The organism is Pseudomonas sp. TJI-51, from assembly GCF_000190455.2.
In the GTDB taxonomy this organism is placed as follows: Bacteria; Pseudomonadota; Gammaproteobacteria; order Pseudomonadales; family Pseudomonadaceae; genus Aquipseudomonas; species Aquipseudomonas juntendi.
Map to the genome: position 1 here is coordinate 3,204 of NZ_AEWE02000143.1, position 19,221 is coordinate 22,424.

14 protein-coding genes and 2 pseudogenes are annotated in these 19,221 nt (G+C 59.9%); 7 read left to right on the plus strand and 9 right to left on the minus strand.

Annotated features, from left to right (window positions below):
• Positions 1–51: 51 nt before the first annotated feature.
• Positions 52–836: pseudogene (gene fpr / locus G1E_RS24720) on the minus strand (ferredoxin-NADP reductase).
• A gap of 120 nt (positions 837–956) precedes the next feature.
• On the opposite strand from fpr, the gene finR reads away from it, so the two are divergent.
• Positions 957–1,883 (plus strand): LysR family transcriptional regulator FinR, encoded by a 927-nt coding sequence (finR, locus tag G1E_RS24725; protein ID WP_009686039.1) that lies wholly within the window; start codon positions 957–959, stop codon positions 1,881–1,883.
• Here the strand turns inward: finR and G1E_RS24730 are convergent.
• The 3 genes from G1E_RS24730 to G1E_RS24740 form a co-directional block, all read right to left on the minus strand.
• Positions 1,880–2,245 (minus strand): diacylglycerol kinase, encoded by a 366-nt coding sequence (locus tag G1E_RS24730; RefSeq protein ID WP_009686040.1) that lies wholly within the window; start codon positions 2,243–2,245, stop codon positions 1,880–1,882. The two genes, finR and G1E_RS24730, sit on opposite strands and share 4 nt — an antisense overlap.
• Positions 2,246–2,316: 71 nt before the next feature.
• On the minus strand, positions 2,317–2,967 hold the full coding sequence (erdR, locus tag G1E_RS24735; RefSeq protein ID WP_009686041.1) for a response regulator transcription factor ErdR: 651 nt from the start codon (positions 2,965–2,967) through the stop codon (positions 2,317–2,319).
• Between the two features lie 177 nt (positions 2,968–3,144).
• Positions 3,145–3,855, minus strand: coding sequence for a tRNA-uridine aminocarboxypropyltransferase (locus tag G1E_RS24740; RefSeq protein WP_009686042.1), 711 nt, complete (start codon positions 3,853–3,855; stop codon positions 3,145–3,147).
• A gap of 186 nt (positions 3,856–4,041) precedes the next feature.
• Between G1E_RS24740 and G1E_RS24745 the strand changes: the two genes are divergently transcribed.
• A complete protein-coding gene (locus G1E_RS24745) occupies positions 4,042–4,461 on the plus strand; it encodes a quorum-sensing-regulated virulence factor family protein (RefSeq protein WP_009686043.1) in 420 nt (139 codons plus the stop codon).
• A gap of 14 nt (positions 4,462–4,475) precedes the next feature.
• Here the strand turns inward: G1E_RS24745 and G1E_RS24750 are convergent, their stop codons facing one another.
• Positions 4,476–4,685 carry a hypothetical protein gene (locus G1E_RS24750; RefSeq protein ID WP_009686044.1) on the minus strand — a complete coding sequence of 70 codons (210 nt, stop codon included), beginning with the start codon at positions 4,683–4,685 and terminating at the stop codon, positions 4,476–4,478.
• Between the two features lie 161 nt (positions 4,686–4,846).
• Between G1E_RS24750 and G1E_RS24755 the strand changes: the two genes are divergently transcribed.
• Entirely contained in the window at positions 4,847–5,965 is a 1,119-nt protein-coding gene (locus G1E_RS24755; protein WP_009686045.1) for an LOG family protein, read from the plus strand.
• A 95-nt stretch (positions 5,966–6,060) separates the two neighbouring features.
• On the opposite strand, the gene recX is transcribed toward G1E_RS24755, so the two are convergent.
• The 3 genes from recX to G1E_RS24770 all read right to left on the minus strand — a co-directional run bounded on the left by recX (position 6,061) and on the right by G1E_RS24770 (position 8,205).
• Positions 6,061–6,531: a recombination regulator RecX gene (gene recX / locus G1E_RS24760; protein ID WP_009686046.1), complete on the minus strand. Its 471-nt coding sequence runs from the start codon at positions 6,529–6,531 to the stop codon at positions 6,061–6,063.
• A 21-nt stretch (positions 6,532–6,552) separates the two neighbouring features.
• Entirely contained in the window at positions 6,553–7,620 is a 1,068-nt protein-coding gene (gene recA / locus G1E_RS24765; protein ID WP_009686047.1) for a recombinase RecA, read from the minus strand.
• A gap of 72 nt (positions 7,621–7,692) precedes the next feature.
• Positions 7,693–8,205 (minus strand): CinA family protein, encoded by a 513-nt coding sequence (locus G1E_RS24770; protein ID WP_047150202.1) that lies wholly within the window; start codon positions 8,203–8,205, stop codon positions 7,693–7,695.
• Between the two features lie 1,027 nt (positions 8,206–9,232).
• Here G1E_RS24770 and G1E_RS24775 point away from each other — a divergent pair.
• The 4 genes and pseudogenes from G1E_RS24775 to G1E_RS28040 all read left to right on the plus strand — a co-directional run.
• Entirely contained in the window at positions 9,233–10,111 is an 879-nt protein-coding gene (locus G1E_RS24775; protein WP_047150203.1) for a hypothetical protein, read from the plus strand.
• Between the two features lie 60 nt (positions 10,112–10,171).
• A complete protein-coding gene (locus tag G1E_RS24780; protein ID WP_009686052.1) occupies positions 10,172–14,059 on the plus strand; it encodes a hypothetical protein in 3,888 nt (1,295 codons plus the stop codon).
• Between the two features lie 13 nt (positions 14,060–14,072).
• Positions 14,073–17,609, plus strand: a complete 3,537-nt coding sequence (locus tag G1E_RS24785; protein ID WP_009686053.1) for a hypothetical protein — start codon at positions 14,073–14,075, stop codon at positions 17,607–17,609.
• 353 nt (positions 17,610–17,962) lie between these two features.
• A pseudogene (locus G1E_RS28040) lies at positions 17,963–18,268 on the plus strand (tyrosine-type recombinase/integrase); the annotation flags it as partial.
• Here G1E_RS28040 and G1E_RS24795 read toward each other — a convergent pair.
• Positions 18,240–19,097: a hypothetical protein gene (locus G1E_RS24795; RefSeq protein ID WP_009686055.1), complete on the minus strand. Its 858-nt coding sequence runs from the start codon at positions 19,095–19,097 to the stop codon at positions 18,240–18,242. The pseudogene G1E_RS28040 and the gene G1E_RS24795 overlap by 29 nt on opposite strands.
• Between the last annotated feature and the right edge of the window lie 124 nt (positions 19,098–19,221).

A 19,221-nucleotide genomic window follows, 5' to 3' on the forward strand; every position in this document is an offset into this window, starting at 1 on the left:
TAACTGACAGGCATTAACCCGAGGGTCGCCTTCTTCGTACCTACCTGCGCCTTATTTCTCGACGAAGGCACGCTCGATCAGGTAGTCGCCCGGCTCGCGCATGCGCGGGGAGATCTTCAGGCCGAAGCTGTCCAGCACTTCGCTGGTCTCGTCGAGCATGCTCGGGCTACCGCAGATCATCGCACGGTCGTCCTGCGGGTTGATCGGCGGCAGGCCGATGTCGCTGAACAGCTTGCCGCTGCGCATCAGGTCGGTCAGGCGGCCCTGGTTCTCGAACGGCTCGCGAGTCACGGTCGGGTAGTAGATCAGTTTTTCGCGCACCGCCTCACCGAAGAACTCGTTCTGTGGCAGGTGCTCGGTGATGAATTCGCGGTAGGCCACTTCGTTCACGTAACGCACGCCGTGCACCAGGATCACTTTTTCGAAGCGCTCGTAGGTTTCCGGGTCCTGGATGACGCTCATGAACGGCGCCAGGCCAGTGCCGGTGCTCAGCAGGTACAGGTGCTTGCCTGGGTTCAGGTCGTCCAGTACCAGCGTGCCGGTAGGCTTCTTGCTGATGATGATCTCATCGCCTTCCTTCAGGTGCTGCAACTGCGAAGTCAGCGGGCCGTCCGGCACCTTGATGCTGAAGAACTCCAGGTGCTCTNNTCTTCCCAGTTCGGCGAGGCGATGGAGTAGGCACGCATGAGCGGGCGGCCGCTTTCCTGCTGCAGGCCGATCATCACGAACTGACCGTTCTCGAAGCGCAGCCCCGGGTCGCGGGTGCACTTGAAGCTGAACAGGGTGTCGTTCCAGTGGTGCACACTGAGGACACGTTCGTGGTTCATGTTGCTCATCGATGGGGCTCCTGAAGAAAAACGCAGCGCGTGCAGCACGCACAGTTGCGCGATAGTTTAGGGGCAGCGACAATATCTGTTAACTGGATTATCAAGATATGTGTTATCGGTTATATCGATATGCGATTTACACTTCGTCAACTGCAAGTCTTCGTCGCGGTAGCCCAGCACCAGAGTGTCTCTCGCGCCGCTAGCCTGCTGGCCTTGTCGCAATCGGCCGCCAGCACCTCCATCACCGAACTGGAGCGGCAATCGAGCTGCCAACTGTTCGACCGCGCCGGCAAACGCCTGGCCCTCAACGCCCTCGGCCACCAGTTGTTGCCGCAGGCGGTCGCGCTGCTCGACCAGGCCAAGGAAATCGAAGACCTGCTCAATGGCAAGTCCGGTTTCGGCTCACTGGCGGTCGGCGCCACGCTCACCATTGGCAACTACCTGGCCACCCTGTTGATCGGCAGCTACATGCAGACCCACCCTGAGAGCCAGGTGAAGCTGCATGTCCAGAACACCGTGCATATCGTGCAGCAGGTTGCTCATTACGAAATTGATCTGGGTCTGATCGAAGGTGACTGCAACCACCCCGACCTGGAGGTCCAGCCTTGGGTGGAGGACGAACTGGTGGTGTTCTGCGCGCCCCAGCACCCGCTGGCCAAGCTGGGCCGTGCCGATATCGAAAGCCTGTCGCAGGAAGCGTGGATCCTGCGCGAACAAGGCTCGGGGACGCGCCTGACCTTCGACCAGGCCATGCGCCACCACCGCGCCAACCTCAACATCCGCCTGGAACTGGAGCACACCGAGGCGATCAAGCGTGCAGTGGAATCGGGGTTGGGTATCGGCTGCATTTCACGCCTGGCCCTGCGGGACGCCTTTCGCCGTGGCAGCCTGGTACCGGTGGAAACCCCGGAGCTGGACCTGATGCGCCAGTTCTACTTCATCTGGCACAAGCAGAAGTACCAGACCTCGGCCATGCGCGAATTTCTGGAGCTCTGCCGCAACTTCACCGCGGGCTTCACCCGCAGCGACGAAATCGTGTTGCCCCCGATCGCTTAAAGCAGGATCACCCCCCACACCAGCGCCACCATGCTCAGCGCCACCAGCTGTGCGGCGCTGCCCATGTCCTTGGCGTTTTTCGACAGCGGGTGGCGCTCCAGCGAAATGCGATCGATAGCAGCCTCGATCGCAGAGTTGAACAGCTCGACAATCAACCCCAGCAGGCACACGGCGATCATGATCGCCCGCTCTGCACGGCTGACCGGCAGCCAGAACGCCACCGGGATCAGCAGCACGTTAAGCAGCACCAGTTGGCGGAATGCCGCCTCGCCCTTGAAGGCCGCGCGCAGGCCGTCCAGCGAATAGCCAGCGGCGTTGAAGATACGTTTGAGGCCGGTCTGGCCCTTGAATGGCGATGTCATGTGAGTCATTTCACAACAGAAGGCCGGCAGGCTAGACCGGCTCAGGTCAAAAAAGCGTGAAGCCGCACGCGTCAGTGGCTGGCAACTGATTCAAGTTGTTGCAACAGCAGCGCAGCCTGGGTGCGGGTGCGCACCCCCAGTTTACGGAAAATCGCCGTGACGTGGGCCTTGATGGTGGCTTCCGAGACATTCAGCTCGTAGGCAATCTGCTTGTTCAGCAGGCCTTCGCAGACCATGGTCAGTACCCGGAACTGCTGCGGGGTGAGGCTGGCCAGGCCTTCACTGGCGGCCTTGGCCTCGGCCGAAACATCGACCTTCTCGAACGCCTGCGGCGGCCACCAGACTTCGCCGTCGAGCACTTTGCGCACCGCATCCTGGATCACTTCCAGCGGGCTGGACTTGGGAATGAAGCCACTGGCGCCAAACTCGCGGGACTTGACGACCACGGCGGCCTCCTCCTGCGCCGAAACCATCACCACGGGAATTTGCGGGTATTGCCCGCGCAGCAGCACCAGCCCGGAAAAACCGTAGGCACCCGGCATGTTCAGGTCGAGGAGCACGAGGTCCCAGTCGGCTTTTTCGCTCAACCGCACCTCCAGCTCGGCAATGCTCGCGACCTCGACCAGGCGAACGTCCGGGCCAAGGCCGAGGGTAACGGCCTGGCGCAGGGCGCCGCGAAACAGCGGGTGGTCATCGGCAATCAGGATTTCGTAAGTGGCCATCGATCTAAGGATCCTGTTCTGTCCCGGGCACTGGGGGTTGCCAAGTGCCCGACGGGGAATCGGCGCCAAGGATGCCGAGCACGGTCAAGGGTGGTCAAGCCAACCGCCTTGCCGCCTCGCCCACCCTGGCTGCCAGCCCTGTCATTATGAACCAAAGCCGGGTGGGTGCCCCTTGGACTATAGGAAGGTATGCAAACGCTGATGGGTCTCGTCCTGCTCGTCCAGCGGCAGGCGCCGCTTGCCACTGAGGTAATGCAGGCTGAATACATCCAGGTAGGCATCCAGTGCCTGCGACGCCAGGCTATCGCCGGCCAGCTCCAGGCACATGGCTGCAACTTCTGCGGTGCAGAAGTGATCATCGCGCTTGGAGCGGCGCAGGCGGTAGCGTGACATCTGTTCGGCCTGCAGGCTCAACACCGGGAACCGGTCCAGGTAGGGGCTCTTGCGGAACATCTTGCGCGCCTCGGTCCAGGTTGCATCCAGCAGGATGAACAGCGGGCGCTTGCCCGGCTCACGCACCACCTCGCTGACCACCCGCTGCGGGGCGACGAACTCACCTGGGAAAACGATGTAGGGCTGCCAGTGCGGGTCGTCGAGCAGGGCCAGCAGGCGCTCGTCAACCGAGGTGCGCAGCCAGCCGAACGCCGAGGTATCTTCGATCAGGTCGGCAATCAGCCAGCCGGTATTGGTGGGTTTCAGTGGCTCGGTGTCGTGCATCAGCAGGCACATGCCGGCGTCGGCCTGCACGCGGGGCTTCCAGGCGCACAGGCAATGGCTGGCAATGACCCGGCAATCCGGGCAACGCTCGGCCCGCGACCCTCGGGCAATGAAAGGCTTGTTGCTGCGGGCCAGGCGCTCGGCACGCAGGCGCGCTACCGCATGGCTCATGCCGGCAGGCCTGTGGAAAGATGGGAAATGGGCACAAGGATGGCTCTGGGAAAACAAGGGCGCCAGTTTACCAGAATCCTTATAATCGGGCTTTCCCGTACCCTTGGGCTACCGCCAGCCCAGGGTTGACGGAACGCCGTCGACCCGCGCATGTCAAAGCGCCAGTCATCGAACCAGGAGATACCCATGCTGCGCCTTATCGCCCCCGCCCTGAGCCTGATGCTCGCCCTGCCCCTGGCAGCCCAGGCGGCTTCCAAACAGGACTACGACCTGAACAAGATGCTGGAAAAGGTCGCCAAAGAGAGCAGCGTCGGCACCCCACGTGCCATCAATGAAGACATCCTCGACCAGGGTTACACCGTGGAAGGCAAGGCGCTGGTCAACCACCTCAGCGTGCGCCAGAGCCACGCCGAGCGCATGCAGGCCAACCCTGCACAGGTGCGCAGCCAATTGGGCGACAGCGTGTGCCGCAACAACGGCTTCCGCAACCTGATGTCCAAGGGCGCGGTGATGGTTTACCGGTTCACCGTCTACAAAACCAACCAGCCGATCATGGACCAGGCCTTCGACAATGCCAGCTGCGTAGCGGGCAACAAGAAGAAGTAAACGCCGCGCCCAGGCTACACCTGGTTTTCCTCCCGTGCGCGCCAGTGCCCCTCGGCAGCTTCGGCGCGCATCTCGGCCAATAGCGCCTGCACGTAGCGCGACTGGCATTCCAGGCCTGCGAGCCGGCGCTGGCACTCGGCCTCCAGGCTTAGGTGATGTACCTGGGCGGCACGTTCCAATTGCTGGTAGAGCTGCAGGTCCACTTCGATGACCAAGCGATGCATACCGCCACCTCCCGCATCGATACGTTTCGCTTTACCAGTTAACCAAACCCCTGCCGCCATTGGCCACGTGCCGACGGGTGGCGCTGGCAATCCCCCCGGCACGATCGGCCGCCACGGTCTAGATTGAGGTTTAGAGGTATTGGTGCAGAAGGAGACGTTGCATGCCTTACCAATCGAACGAATCGCTGTTCAGCCACTTCCAGGACAACCAGATCGACCTGAGCCACATCGACGCCCAATTGCAACTGGTTGCACCCGACAGCCCTAACCTGCCGCTGTACCGTGACATGATGCTGACCATCCTGCGCATGGCCCACGATGACAGTGACCGCTGGAGCGCCAAGATCACCCTGCAGGCCTTGCGCGAACTGGACCAGTCGTTCCGCACCCTGCAGCGCTACAAGAGCCGCCGCAAGGTGACCGTGTTCGGCTCGGCGCGTACGCCGCTGGAACACCCGATGTATGCACTGGCCCGTGAACTGGGCGCTACCCTGGCGCGCTCGGACCTGATGGTCATCACCGGCGCAGGCGGCGGCATCATGGCTGCAGCCCACGAAGGCGCCGGCAGCGCCCACAGCCTGGGCTTCAACATCACCCTGCCTTTCGAACAGCATGCCAACCCTACGGTGGACGGCACCGACAAGCTGCTGCCTTTCCACTTCTTCTTCATCCGCAAACTGTTCTTCGTCAAGGAGGCCGATGCCCTGGTGCTCTGCCCGGGCGGCTTCGGCACCCTCGATGAGGCGCTGGAAGTGCTGACCCTGATCCAGACCGGCAAAAGCCCGCTGGTCCCCGTGGTATTGCTGGATTCACCGGGCGGCAGCTTCTGGCGTGATTGCATGGGCTTCATCAGCCGCCAACTGGAGGACAACCATTACATTCTGCCCAGCGACCTGAAGCTGGTACGCCTGGTGCACAGTGCCGAGGAGGCGGTGGAGGAAATCAACCAGTTCTACCGCAACTATCACTCCAGCCGCTGGTTGAACAGCCAGTTCGTGATCCGCATGCATCACGCCCTGAGCGAGGCGGCGCTGTCTGACATCGAGGACGGCTTTGCTGACCTGCGCCTGAGCGGCAAGTACCACCAGCAAGCAGACAGCAGCGCCGAACATGAGTTGGGGGACTACAGCCACCTGACCCGTTTGTCGTTCGCCTTCAATGGCCGAAACCAAGGGCGCCTGCGCGAACTGGTGGACTTCATCAACCTGCCGGAGAACTGGGCCAAGCCACAGCCCATGCATACCACGCAGCGGGCCAGGGAGGCGTTGAAGGCCAGCTGATCAGGCACTAGGGGCAGCGCGCTGGAGAGTACCGGCGTTGCCGATGTTCGCGGCTGAGGCCGCTGCTACGGGGATTGTTGCGAGGTCTGCGGCGGCTAGTAATCGTCGAGGTCTCGCCCGCTGAGCAAGCGGCCGATCATGTCCATGGTGAAGCCCCGATAGGCGAGAAAACGGGTTTGCTGGGCGCGGCTGCGCGGGTCCTGCGGGCGTTGCCCGGCGAACTTGCGCTGCCATACATCCCGCATGCGTTCGGCCCAATCCACGCCGCTTTCACGCAGCGCCTGCTCAATGTCGGCGCGCAGCAAACCACGCTGCCCCAGCTCTTCACGAATACGTGCTGGGCCATAGCCAGATCCGGAACGGTAACGAATGAAGCTCTCGAGGTAACGGGCTTCACTCAGCAGACCCTCTTCGGTGAGCCGGTCGAGCTCTGGCTCGATCAGCTCATCGGAGGCACCGCGCTGACGCAACTTGCGCGTCAGCTCGACGCGACCATGCTCACGTCGCGCAAGCAGGTCCATGGCTGTCCGCCGAATGGCGACGGGGGTGTCGAGTACGGCGGACATGTTCAGCTATAAACCACGCGATCAATAACCGGCTTCAGCGTCGGCCATGTCGTCGGCACCCGCTTCGACAGCGGCAGCTTTACCGGCTGCGGCTACAGCGCCAGCGTTCAGCAGCTTCTCACGGATCTGCCTCTCGATCTCGGTACCGATAGCCGGGTTTTCCGCCAGGTACTTGGCCGCGTTGGCTTTACCTTGGCCGATCTTGTTGCCTTGGTAGGCATACCAGGCACCGGACTTCTCGACCAGGCCTTGGGCAACGCCCAAGTCGATGATCTCACCGTTACGGTAGATACCCTTGCCGTAGAGGATCTGGAACTCGGCCTGACGGAACGGAGGCGAGACCTTGTTCTTGACGATCTTGACGCGGGTTTCGCTGCCGACCACCTCGTCGCCTTCCTTGACAGCGCCGGTGCGGCGGATGTCCAGACGCACAGAGGCGTAGAACTTCAGGGCGTTACCACCGGTGGTGGTTTCCGGGCTACCGAACATGACGCCGATCTTCATGCGGATCTGGTTGATGAAGATGACCAGGCAGTTGGCGTTCTTGATGTTACCGGTGATCTTGCGCAGCGCCTGGGACATCAGGCGAGCCTGCAGGCCCACGTGCATGTCGCCCATTTCGCCTTCGATCTCGGCCTTGGGTACCAGCGCGGCCACCGAGTCGACGATGATCACGTCAACTGCGTTGGAACGCACCAGCATGTCGGTGATTTCCAGGGCCTGCTCACCCGTGTCCGGCTGCGAGACCAGCAGGTCGTCGACATTGACGCCCAGCTTGCCGGCATATTCAGGGTCGAGTGCGTGCTCGGCGTCGACGAAGGCGCAGGTGGCGCCATTCTTCTGGGCTTCGGCGATGACCGACAGGGTCAGCGTGGTCTTACCCGACGATTCCGGACCGTAGATTTCGACGATACGGCCCTTTGGCAGACCACCAATGCCCAAGGCAATGTCCAGGCCCAGAGAGCCGGTAGAGATGGCCGGGATAGCCTGGCGCTCGTGGTCGCCCATGCGCATTACCGCGCCTTTACCGAATTGACGTTCGATCTGACCCAGGGCCGCAGCCAAGGCGCGCTTCTTGTTGTCGTCCATTGAAATCCTCACGTGTTCGACGGGCCCTGACGGCCGCAATACCTGTATAAGTAGCCAGTATTATTCCACAGGCTAGCGCTGGCGCAAACCCCTGTCTTCGATTTCCTCGCCAGCAAGCTGTAACAAGCCGTCTAACGCGGCGCTCACCGTCTGTCGGCGCACCGCCTCACGGTCGCCGTCGAACTGCCGCCGCTGGCTGATCACCCGACTGCCGTCGCCCCAGGCCAGCCACACGGTACCCACGGGTTTGGCCGGCGAGCCGCCATCCGGCCCCGCCACCCCGCTCACCGCCACGGCAAAGCGCGCGCCGCTGGCCGCCTGGGCGCCGCGGACCATGGCCTCGACCACCTCCTGGCTGACCGCCCCCACCTGCCCGAACAGCGCCTCGGGCACCCCCAGCTGGCGGGTTTTCTGGGCATTGGAATACGTCACGTAACCGGCCTCGAACCAGGCGGAGCTACCGGGGATGCGTGTGATGGCTTGCGCGATGCCGCCGCCCGTGCAGGACTCGGCAGTGGTCACTTGGGCATGCAAACGGCGTAGATGTTCACCCAAACGGGCGGCAAGCAGGGTGATCGGGTCCATGTCGGGCTCCTCCAGGGCGGCCCTCTACCCTACCACCCTGCTGGCAACCTGGCTCAGGAAACCTGCAGCACCGCGGCGGCCTGCGGCGGGCGCCCGGCCGGGGTCCCNNGGCGGCCGGCGGCGGCCGCCGGCCAGTGTTCCGTGCGTGCCTGCATCTCGCGAAAAAAGCCTGTACCATTGCCGGTTTACCGCCAACCAGATCACCCGCTGTAAGGCCCTGAATGTCTGATCTCTCCGCACACACCCCGATGATGCAACAGTAGCGTGAGATTCGACGCTCAGGCCGCGCACCGAGCGGCCAGTACATCTGGCCTGTCTAATACTGTTCGGCCAGATTCAGCGACTTTCACCCAGTAAAACCGAGAAGCTTTCGAGCAGTTTTAGACAGCTTCAGCACCTAGGCATTCTGCCAACCACGATCCATCCTCCATTGTCACTTACCCCGTCCTAACACAGTCCAATGTCGACCCAGGCTGTGTGAAAACTGCCGGATCTCGACTGGTTGAAAAACAACCTAGATTTTGCGTTTCTACGCGGATTCTGGGCTGGCTGAGTAGCCAAGTCTTTTCAGATTTTACGCAGGAACCCGCTCTTCGAGGAGCCGCTTGGGTTTTCACACAGCCTGCCCCCATAGCGACCGTTGGCCGAGGTCGGCTATTCCTAATTGGCTACGGGAAAAATCCCACCGAAAAGTCAACTGTGGCTTCCTCTTGCTTCCTCTTAAAAGCGGCGGTCACGGCGTCCACAGTTGGCCTGACAATTCATTTAATCCCTAGCCTAGTTTGTAGCTCAGGGGCGTCCCAGTTGTTACCTTTGCCCAGCTTTCGCTTGGATCGTACTGAGACATAAAGATCATCGCGGAGGTTGACATGCCAGTGCCTGTTCAGACGGCAGCATCGGTGAGTACGATCTTTGTAGTGCGCGAGCTTTCGCAGAATAGCCATTTGACAGGGCTGGCCGACTCATCTTCACTTCCCCATACCAACCCGCGAGCCAGTATTCCGCCTATCTACCGGAGAATACCGACATGGATCGCCGCGCATTCATTTTACTGGGATCCACCCTGTTCGCTCTGCCTTTCCTGTATACCCGCACCGTCTTTGCCGCCCCTTTTACCTGGCGTTTCTCTTCTGCTCATAACAAGCAACCTCAAGCTGCGGGTCCCACTTCGGTGCTCAATGCGGCCTCTGCCGGGCAGATCGTGAACCAGGCTAAAACCGAATTGCAGAAGATCAAGGCCCTGGCCGCTGACCGCAAGGCCAGGGAACAGCATTGCGTTACGCTGATTCCTCAACTGCAGAAACTCCTCGAAGAGATGGAGAAAAGCGAAGCTGCTTTAGCCCAAGGCAGCACCGCGGCCCAGCGCCAGGCACTGGCTGCCACCCTGATACTCATGGCCGACGCGGGCCTAACGTTGGTCGGTCTGGCGGTCCCGGTACTGGCGCCGGCAGCCATACTGGCTGCGGTGTTCCTGCCCACTGCTAAGCTGGCAATCCAATTCCTGCTGACTGACCCGGAGCCCACCACTGGTGCAGCGCTGATTGCCAAGTACGAAGGAAGCCGGATCGTTTACTTCGGCAAGCTGATGAAAGCCTCCAGCCCTGGCGCCGCCACGCCAGCGGGTCTGCTGCAGCGTCTTGCCGGCGGCCTCTTTAACTGCCTGTCATTGGGCTACTCGGCGTATTCGGCGTACGCGGCGAATGCAGCCAACGCGACAGCTAAACAGCAACTGGAACAAGCCCGGGTTTTTGCCAACGAGTTTCTTGCCGCCTACGCCGAGATCATTAAGTCGTGCGCCACCCTGACGACCGTACAACAACTGGCCGCCGAAGACACCGTGGTCGTTCTCCAGGAAATCCAGGCTGCAATCGAGAAAAACACGGTCACCCTACCGCCCACCGCCTGACACCCGCTTGCTTCTTCTTGTAACCATCGACATAGGCCAATCCTTAATCGAGCTCTTCTCATGCGCATCCATCATTCGTCCGTGCCGAACCGCTCGCTTACCTTCCCGGCTAGGCTGGGTTGCTGTCTCACCTGGTTCGCACTCATGGGGGCCGGTCCTGACTTATCACTAACCTACGCCAGCACGCCTGAGGGCGAGCAGGACCCGGTGAAGCGTGAAGCCATAGAGCGTGGTTGCGCTAGTCAGGAGATCCGCTGTTCAAAGCAGTCAGGGGATACCCCCAGCTTTGCCTCGTTGACCATCGAACTGGCGGCCACCTACAAGACCTTGGGCGACCAGGAGTTTCTCCTGGATGTGGATCGCGCAAAAGCCACCGATAACTACTGCACGGCAGAGCAGTACACGCACGAGATCGACAAGCAGGCGCAAGCCCTGCTCAGCGATGCCGACCTGGAAGTCCTGCGACTTCTCCAAGCCGATATCGCATACCGCAAGCAACTTCTGCGTGGCGGCGCATCGTTCTGGGGGCTCGAAGGGTCGACTCCGGGCAATCCCCTGCGTCAACTCGCGGCGTTCAAGAGCAGTTTTGCTACCTATGACAGCAGTGTCGGCGAAATCACTGACAGCCTCCGGGCAAGCCGCGAGGCCCGGCAACAGCAGATAGTGGCCGCCAGCCAGGATGTTGAGCATCGCCTGAAGCGTTTCGTCCAGCAGCAGCAGGAAAGTATCGGTGCGATCAAGGTCTCCCGTTACGATAGCACCCTGGGCAATGCGCGCCGCCGACAGCAGGAAGTACGTCGGGAGCTCGAGGGTATCGAACGCCAGGCCAATGAACTGGCCACCCGCGCCAGCAACCTTAACGCGCAGATCGGCAAATCCATCGTCGATGCCCTGGCCTCTTCGGCTGGCGTCCCCCCTGGGATGCTCAGTGCATTGCAAAGCGGCAACCTGACAGATGCCGTGAAAACGGCGGCTTTGACGGCCTTGAGCGACCCTGCGCTGCTTGACAACCCTGCCATTGCCGGTGCGCTGGAGGACCTGAGCACGCGCGCGCCCGACCTGAGCAACATGATGAGACAGGTAGCGGACGCCAAAAAGGCGGTTGACGAGCTCCAAGGCCAGTTGGTAACGGTACGCTACGGAATCGACGCCGCGGGCAGGTTCCAGCGTGACCCCTCCTTCGAGAGCCTGCTAGCGCTGGGCGAGGCCAGCTGGAAAACCCTGCCCAAGGTCATGCAGGATAAACTACGCACCGGTGTTGAATCCTTCAAGCCTGTGGGCACGGTCGTGCAACTCGCCAGCCAGGCGAGCACTATCAACGGCCAGATCCAGAACCAAGTGAAAGCCACGCGAGAGGTACTAGCCAAGGCACTGGCCGAGGTTGACCAAGATGGCAGGTTGCTGGCCGCCGAGGCCATTGCCTTCTCACGTGAAGTGACCCGCAGTGGTGATTGGCAGCAGGTTACCCAAGTCTACCGGGACACCTTCAATCAGACGATTAGCGCCATCGCCTTGACCGAATCAAATGCCCAGCGCCTGGCAGACCAATTGATCCGCATCACCCCCGAAGGCCTGCTCGACTGGCTCGATCTGCAGGGGGCTCATCGCGTCGGTGCGCTGTTGCGCGTCAATGGCCTGAACAATCGCGATGAGCTGATCCGCCGCCTGCGCACGCAAGGGCTGGCATCGATCAGGGGACTGGAGGTTAGGACCGTCGACCAGGTACGCAAAACCGGAATCGAGGCTCTTTTTGTTAATGGCTCGCAAGTTGACGATCTTCCCCGGGTATTCCGCGAATTGACCGCCCGTCTGCCCGCCAGCGGAACGCCCGCCGCGCTGGCCGATAACCTGGAAGAGGTGCTGGGTCTGGTTGCTGCGCAAGGTGAACAGGCACGCACGCAACTGACACAGTCATTTCTGGAAACGTCACCGGTCATCATCCAGCGCCTGGTGAACAAAGCAACACTGACCGCCGAGGACGCCGATACTGCCGCCAGGAGACGAGCCGAGCAAATCAAGTCACAGCTTTGGTCGAAGATAAACGACAAGCTGCCGAAGGCGACCAAAACCTCCACCCTCGAAACTGCTGCCAAACTGCTGGCGGGAAGTGGGATGGCAAAGGAAGCGGTCGATCGCCAGGATCAGGCCACCGTAGTACTGGATCAGGTAAAACTGGACCTGCCTCGAGCGTCAGTTGCCTTGGGGCAAGCGCCATCGGCAAACGACGCGGCGATGCGCCAGATGGCTACCATAGCCCTGGATGCTGTTTGCCCTGGCATGGGTGTCGCGGCCGGGGTGGTGAGTAACATGATCGCGCTTAACGGTATGTGGGACAAGCTCAACGAGTTGTTCGACGATCAGAAGCGCCTGATGACCGAAGAGCGTCAGTTGATCGCAACCATCCAAGCAGCAGAGTTGGACAAGGCGATTGCTGAAAAGGAAAGGGCAGTGGCCGGTGCCAGTGTGGCGGCCGCAGAAGCGCAGATAGATCTGTGGCAACAAGCCTCCGCGCAGGCCTCGACAGACGCCGAGATAGAACGGGCGATCATTCGCGCGCGACGCCCGCTGATTTTTTTCACCGGCGAAGAGTTGCGTCGACACTTCGACCTTTTCAACCGCTCCATGACCCTGTGGACCGGCATTGGCGGGCAAGGCCGACCGTTCCTTGAAACCTACATCAAAAACAACCCGCAGTACCTACGCCTCGCGGTAGACCACGACATACAGCTGTACGGCTGGCTCAACCGGGAGCGTGACGGTGCACGAATCGACCTTGACCTCGTTGCCCGCCGCTGGCAGCAAAAGCTTGCCCTGCTCGAATCGGTCTGCACCGATAACATCATTGGCTGCGTACCCGGTACCGGCCGCTCGCATGAAATAACCCAGAACCAGGCGAGATTGTCCGGCCTGATGAGTTCGTCCCAGCGGCAGCAATTTAAGTCAATGCTCGAGAAACGTGTCGGTGAAGGCGAGTATCGGGTGGCATTCAATCCCGCCGCTGCGCCGTTGGCGTCCCAGTACCGTAACGTACGACTGCTTGACGTGCGGATGACCTGGGTCGACAGCGATGGCCGTGCTCTACCCGATGTGGTGCATGGGATTACCCTTACCCATCCGGGCTATGCAGCACTAATTGGTGCTGCCGAGGACGGTGTGCGCCTGCGTCAGGAAATTCTCGCACCACAGCAGCAGGGTGCATTCGAGCTGGGTCCGTTCACGGATGTGAAGGCCATGTTCGGTGAGCTCAAGGGTGTTTCAGCAGAACAGATGGCATTAGCCCCCAACCCAAGGCTATACGGGTACTCTCCTCTGACCATCTGGAACCTGAAAGTTAACGGCAATGCGATACCGTCCGGGGCCAGAGACTTGGTGATCCACATCGCCTATGTATTCAGCCGGGACGACAACCTGACTAACGAGGCGCAGTTCGTCGAGCTCCTCAGGCAGCGCACACCTCAGGCGGCCAGCCCCGTATTGGCTGATGCACGACGTGACGTCTGGCGGGAGTTCCCAGTCGGCTGGTATCGCATGGCTCAGGTCAAGCCGGTGCCCGGCCAGGCACCCGGAACCTGGGTACAGCCTATCAGCGGTCCGCTGAGCGCAATGGAAGTCTATCTGCACGCAGGGATGGCACCAACCCAGTTCGACATGCCGGCCAAACTAACTGCGAGCCATGGCTATTGCCCTACCGAGCTAACCGCCGCACCGGTCGCGAGAGATGGTCCGAGTATCGCTGCGGTCTGCCTGCCCGATGATACGATTGCGCGAAAAGTGAGCAATCAGTTGCTCACCCATGGCCTGGATCCCAATACCGGGTTGCGCTTGACCAGAAAACAAGCAAGCGAGCAGACCGTGAGTTACCTCATAGCCATGAAGGCGTCCGGCCTTTGCAATTGTCCTGGAAACCGCCCGGCCGGGGCAGTCTGCACTGTGCAGAGCAAACTCTAGGAGGAGACCGTCGATGACTAGCCGCCTGTATGGATGTCTCTTGCTGCTCGGTGCATTCGAGATGACCGAAGCCCTCGCGGAGCCAGAAACCAGGACGCTGGCCATCAAGGACAGCGTCCTGGAGGCCGTCCGGCCATCGCAACAGCCCGTCTATCCTGGTTACACGGTGACCCTCCAAATCACTGGCCAGATCGATGCCAACCACGAGCAATGGGAAGAGGATGAATGCCATTGGTTCGATGTATTCAAATGGGGATGCACCAAGGTGCGCCGCCATCGCTCGCATTACCAACCACAAAGCGAGGTCGGAGTTGTTTTCCAGCTCGTCGACGCCCAGGGCGACGCCTATCTTGGCGGAACACCGCGCGGCCATGCAGAAGACGCCTCCCGCTACACGAGTGATCCGCTCAGAGGGCTGGTACCGGGCTCGTCTGGCGAGGGCTGGAAATACGATGCACAAGCCAACCTGAGCACCTTGACACTGACCTTGGAGTCAGACCCGGGGCGGGCCAATGCTTTGCTGGAGCCTGCAATCATCAAGGGCATTGTCGGCGATAGAGTGGCCTCCAGCGGCATTCCTGTTACCCGTGACGACTGCAGCCGGTTTCGCACTTGCAGTGAAGGTAGCCTGGCTGTGGTGGTCACGGACATCACAACGCAGAGGCGCGTTCAACTGGTCGCCGACTATCTTAAACAGCGTCGCGACCCCGCTAAGGTCGCCTCCGAGCGCCTGGTCGACCCTATCCTGGCTAGACAGCACCCGGACGAGTTGGCAGCAATCTTGCTGGAATACATTAGCAAGTTCGCCACATCGGTGAACGAGCATGGCAAGCTGCTTAGGTTCGCCGTAGACAATATCAAGGGCGGTTCTCCCACTACCTCCAGCAAACTCAGCCGTACACTGGTCAACCATCAGATCGCTACGGGTGAACTGGGCACTGCGCTGAAGACCATTCAGGAAAAAATTACCGAGCAAGCACCGGAGTTCAATGATCTAGAAACAAAGAGCTCCACAATCCCGGTGGCGAAAGCGGTGGAGTATGCAGGCTGGCTGACGGCTGCCGCACGGATCCACATGAAGCTCAACGAGGGCGTGCTGCAGAGTGATGTCGATCGCGCCATTGGTCTGCTGCGCACTGCGCGCGATGTGTTGACCCAGGTGATCCACAACCGTGACAACAATGCCGTGTACGGAGCCAGGCAAGACGTCGCCGCTATATCCGTGACCCTGGCGCGCCTGCTCAGTGCGACCTTACTACCCGCAGGCATGGAGGAAGCCACCCGCATCCTGACGGTTGCCCGCTATTACTATCCGCAGGAGCATCCGGGCAGCCTGCTTGCTGGCTCGCCGATCACGCCTTCATTCGTCGTCGCCAAATCCGGTACCGCAGGCAACACTCCACGCCCTGTGATACTCCCGAGCGCGCCTGGAAGATGGATAGCAGAGCCAGGCGATGTCCAGGACGAGGCCTGGTTCATGTTCAACGAGAACATTGGCCGCCATGCGCTGGTGACGCTCGAAGGTGGCCAAGCGCTGACTCGCTATCTGCCGGAGATACCCGCCGGTGTGCGGCAGGTGTTCGCACAGAAGTGGGCGGTCTGGATCGCGCCGAACGGTGACATATGGCGCGCAGATCCGGGCCAAGCCGAAGCGGTGCAACGCTTCAAGGCGGCCGATAACTCACCGCGAGCTACTGTCCTCGATGCTGGCGGGCAGGTTGCCATGGTCGTGGAGCCTTCCGGCGATTTCGTGCTGGTAGACCTGCAGGACGCCGGCGGCGAGCATCGCGGAGAGTTGGCAGATGGGCAACCTGAGGACGGGCAACTGTTCGCTGTCGGTGCCGATCAATTCCTGCTCGCCTGGCGTGAGGGTGCTCAACTGAAATCATCACTCATCGACCTGCGAGTACCGGATCAGCCAATCATCACCGAGGGCGCAAATTTGCCGTTGCCAGATGAACTGGCCGCGCCCGCAGCAATAGATATCCAGATCCATCGCAGCAGCACCCGTGAGCAACTCGCGGCCTTGATCCGCTCGCAGTACCGTGCCTGGCGGGCTTCCCTGAGTAGTACACCAACGTTGCAGGCATTGCCGGAGCTCGGTTATCCACCCCAACGGGTATGGCGCAGCAAAGAAGGCTGGCTGTTCGCACGCAACGATCAGGCGTCTTCAAAATTGCATCAGGTTTCCTACAAACCGAACGAAACGGCAATGTTGACGGTTGACTTTCCTGAGCCCGTAAGCCTTGATCGCGGAGCACTGATTACCCCCGCAGGGGCGACGAGCCAGTGGATGCTCATGACCGATGTCAACCCTACACCTGCACTATCCCTCGCCAACCTGGCCAGGCTCGACGCCTCTGCCGTCGATATCAAGCTTGATGCGAACCAGGTAAATGGTCTGCAACGCACCGGCCTGGGTAACGTGCATGTGATCAATGAGTCGGTGGTCGTTGTGGAACACCCTCTGGCGCGCACCTTGCGGCTCTACGACACGGCCAACCCGAAGCTCTCCATGACCTTGCAGGCGCACACGCCGGCCGGTCAGCAGGTGATCCTCGGGGCAATCGCCGGGTCTGGAGCGATGCTGCTGCTGGACCAACAGAGTGACGGTACGGTCACCTTGGTACGCAAGCTCGAATACACTTCACAGTTCTTCAACGACACCTGGGAGCTGACAACGCAAGACTGCGTTGCAGATGGCTGCACCGCAGATGTCCGCAGCACTGAAGGTGGTACCGTGATCCCCAGCACCTGGCAACGTTTGCCCGGTGCATCGCCGGAACGTGACGGGTTCGTCGAGTTGATCTCGACACCGGTCGGTGGCTGGACGGCACTGCCCCTAACACCTGAGGCAGATTGGGAAATCAAGATCCGCGCGCATACCCCCGATGAAACCATGCAATACACCACCGTGCGCGTACACAAGCCCGAAGACTACCTTGGCAGCGTCCGCAACGCTCAAGATCAGTTGTACGCCCTGATTCGAAACGGTGACCAGTTACAGGCAGTGGCCTGGGAAGATGGCGCAACGGTCACATTGCACGAAGGGCTGGCGCAAGGGGCGGTAAGACTATTTCCGGGGCGTGAAGGCAGCGGAGTGGTCTCGATTCGCTCGGGTACTCCTCCGCAATCCCTGACCCTAATCCTGTACGGCTTCAATGCCACCGGCCGACCGGTCGCGCTAGGTTGTAGCAATTGCGCTGCTCTTCAGGCCCAGTTTGCAGAAGCCAAAGACCTGGAGGTCAAGGCCGACCTAGACCTAGTCACGGCTCGACAAGGTCAGTGCCTGCAAGTCGCACAATTGCAAAAGCTAGGTCCAAAAGTCAGTGAGCCGCTTTTGAAGACTGTGTCGTTGATCGACGGCGCACCAGTGTATGTTACTGGTTTACCTATGGACGACAGCGTGCAGTTGCGCGTCCTGGTTCCAGTTACCGGACAAAGCACCATTATCAACCGTCTGGGTGGGGGAGAAAGTATCAAATCCTGTACAACTTCTGATATGCAACCGGCCGCAGGGCCTCAGTCGGCGCAAGTTTCCGCAAAGTGAGCAGGTAATCAAAGCAGATTTACTTTGGGTTCACAGGAGGCTGAAACTGCCAGGGAATGGATGGCCCCAGCGACAACGACTGCGCGCGCTGCGGAGATTGTCGAAGCTGGATGCCGGCCCGCGCAGGATTTCCGCTGATTCCCAGTAGGTAAAGCAGTCGGCAACGTGCGCAACCAAGGGCCAGAACTGATTGAACCGGTCAGTGAGGAGAGCCGCCAGGGCGACCTAAAGCTCTAAGCTGGTAGTCGGTGATTGCCTGGAACTGAGACTCTGCAATCAGGCGAAGCCGCTCGACCTCCGAAGGCGAAAGGCCATCGGCTTGGGCTTGGTGGTACCGCTTCATTGCCTCCACCGCGTCGGCGCTGCCCAGGAAGGTGCGGGGTCTCACGCTGTTCTGCACCCGTGGCGGAGGCAAGCCGGTCTCCTATGAAACGGTGAAAGACGCATTTAAGAAAGCGTGCGAAAAAGCAAATGTAACCGGCGCCACTATCCATGATCTGCGCGCAAAATCGCTTACCGATACCGACAAACAGGGAAATGATGCTCAAAAGTTAGGAGGCCATACCGATGCCCGCATGACACAGAGATACTTACGCCTGAGGGAGATCGCAATCGCCCAGCCTCCGAAGCTCAGTTCGACGAAGCCCGGCGCTTCTTAAGTATGGATCTAACAAATGTGATTCCTGGCGGAGTGAGCTCCTCACCAGAAACCAATCCAACGTGCTCCATATGGTTGAGTAAATCCCCACCAATGAGACCGGTCTTTATCGCCCTCCTGAAGCGCAAGAGGATGGCGCGATCAGTAATAAGAGCGTTCTTGGGAAACAATGGAGCCAATTTTTCTGATAGCCACAACACACCAGATTGACTAAATCCAAATGAATCACCGGTTTCAGGCTCAAGTGTCTGGAAATATGCTAGCTGAGCTTTGGAGTATTCAAGTTCATTAGTTAACGCATCAAGCTTCTCTTGCATTGAAGCCTTCTCAGCATCGTCCATTTGGGCGCGACGCATCAAATCCTGAATTATGTCGTCCCGCTCGGCTTCTTGCTCTTGTATCTCAGATCTCTTCGCCTCTTCCTGCTCACGGATAAAGGAAGGATCAAATGGCATTCGATCTATCTTATCATTCAACCCAACATAGCTTTGATTGATGTGTTCAAGCTGTTTTCCAAAACCAGCCTCTATTCGCCCAAGTATTTCAGAAACCTCCTTAGTGAAATGGTAGGTGTTATTATAAAAACTTCTCGCAGATTCATCAGCTTTAAAATAAAAAGCTGCGGACAGTGCTACCGCAGCGAGAGCAAGAATAAGACTAAGGAGGTCAGTAAAATTGAATCCGCTAAGGTCAATAGTCGTTTCCGCGAATGCAAGCCTAAACGCAATAACGAACAGAAGGAGACCAATGCAAACATCCCGAAAACTACTCCATGTCCAGAATCCACGGGGCCGTGCTGTGTTCACAGGCTCTTCGATCGGCTCTTGCATTGGGCTTCCTTCCACTGATGGCATATTGACTAACGCACGAAATCGTATCAGAAGCACCTGGCCAAGCGGTAGGGTCGAGCCATGCAAATCCGCACTGCCAGATGCCTGCAAAAACCTGTAGTAT

What these genes read in the sequence shown, in the direction of transcription:
- finR (WP_009686039.1), top strand. Translation starts at nt 957, where the DNA reads ATGCGATTTACACTTCGTCAACTGCAAGTCTTCGTCGCGGTAGCCCAG.
- G1E_RS24730 (WP_009686040.1), bottom strand. Translation starts at nt 2,245, where the DNA reads ATGACATCGCCATTCAAGGGCCAGACCGGCCTCAAACGTATCTTCAAC.
- erdR (WP_009686041.1), bottom strand. Translation starts at nt 2,967, where the DNA reads ATGGCCACTTACGAAATCCTGATTGCCGATGACCACCCGCTGTTTCGC.
- G1E_RS24740 (WP_009686042.1), bottom strand. Translation starts at nt 3,855, where the DNA reads ATGAGCCATGCGGTAGCGCGCCTGCGTGCCGAGCGCCTGGCCCGCAGC.
- G1E_RS24745 (WP_009686043.1), top strand. Translation starts at nt 4,042, where the DNA reads ATGCTGCGCCTTATCGCCCCCGCCCTGAGCCTGATGCTCGCCCTGCCC.
- G1E_RS24750 (WP_009686044.1), bottom strand. Translation starts at nt 4,685, where the DNA reads ATGCATCGCTTGGTCATCGAAGTGGACCTGCAGCTCTACCAGCAATTG.
- G1E_RS24755 (WP_009686045.1), top strand. Translation starts at nt 4,847, where the DNA reads ATGCCTTACCAATCGAACGAATCGCTGTTCAGCCACTTCCAGGACAAC.
- recX (WP_009686046.1), bottom strand. Translation starts at nt 6,531, where the DNA reads ATGTCCGCCGTACTCGACACCCCCGTCGCCATTCGGCGGACAGCCATG.
- recA (WP_009686047.1), bottom strand. Translation starts at nt 7,620, where the DNA reads ATGGACGACAACAAGAAGCGCGCCTTGGCTGCGGCCCTGGGTCAGATC.
- G1E_RS24770 (WP_047150202.1), bottom strand. Translation starts at nt 8,205, where the DNA reads ATGGACCCGATCACCCTGCTTGCCGCCCGTTTGGGTGAACATCTACGC.
- G1E_RS24775 (WP_047150203.1), top strand. Translation starts at nt 9,233, where the DNA reads ATGGATCGCCGCGCATTCATTTTACTGGGATCCACCCTGTTCGCTCTG.
- G1E_RS24780 (WP_009686052.1), top strand. Translation starts at nt 10,172, where the DNA reads ATGCGCATCCATCATTCGTCCGTGCCGAACCGCTCGCTTACCTTCCCG.
- G1E_RS24785 (WP_009686053.1), top strand. Translation starts at nt 14,073, where the DNA reads ATGACTAGCCGCCTGTATGGATGTCTCTTGCTGCTCGGTGCATTCGAG.
- G1E_RS24795 (WP_009686055.1), bottom strand. Translation starts at nt 19,097, where the DNA reads ATGCAAGAGCCGATCGAAGAGCCTGTGAACACAGCACGGCCCCGTGGA.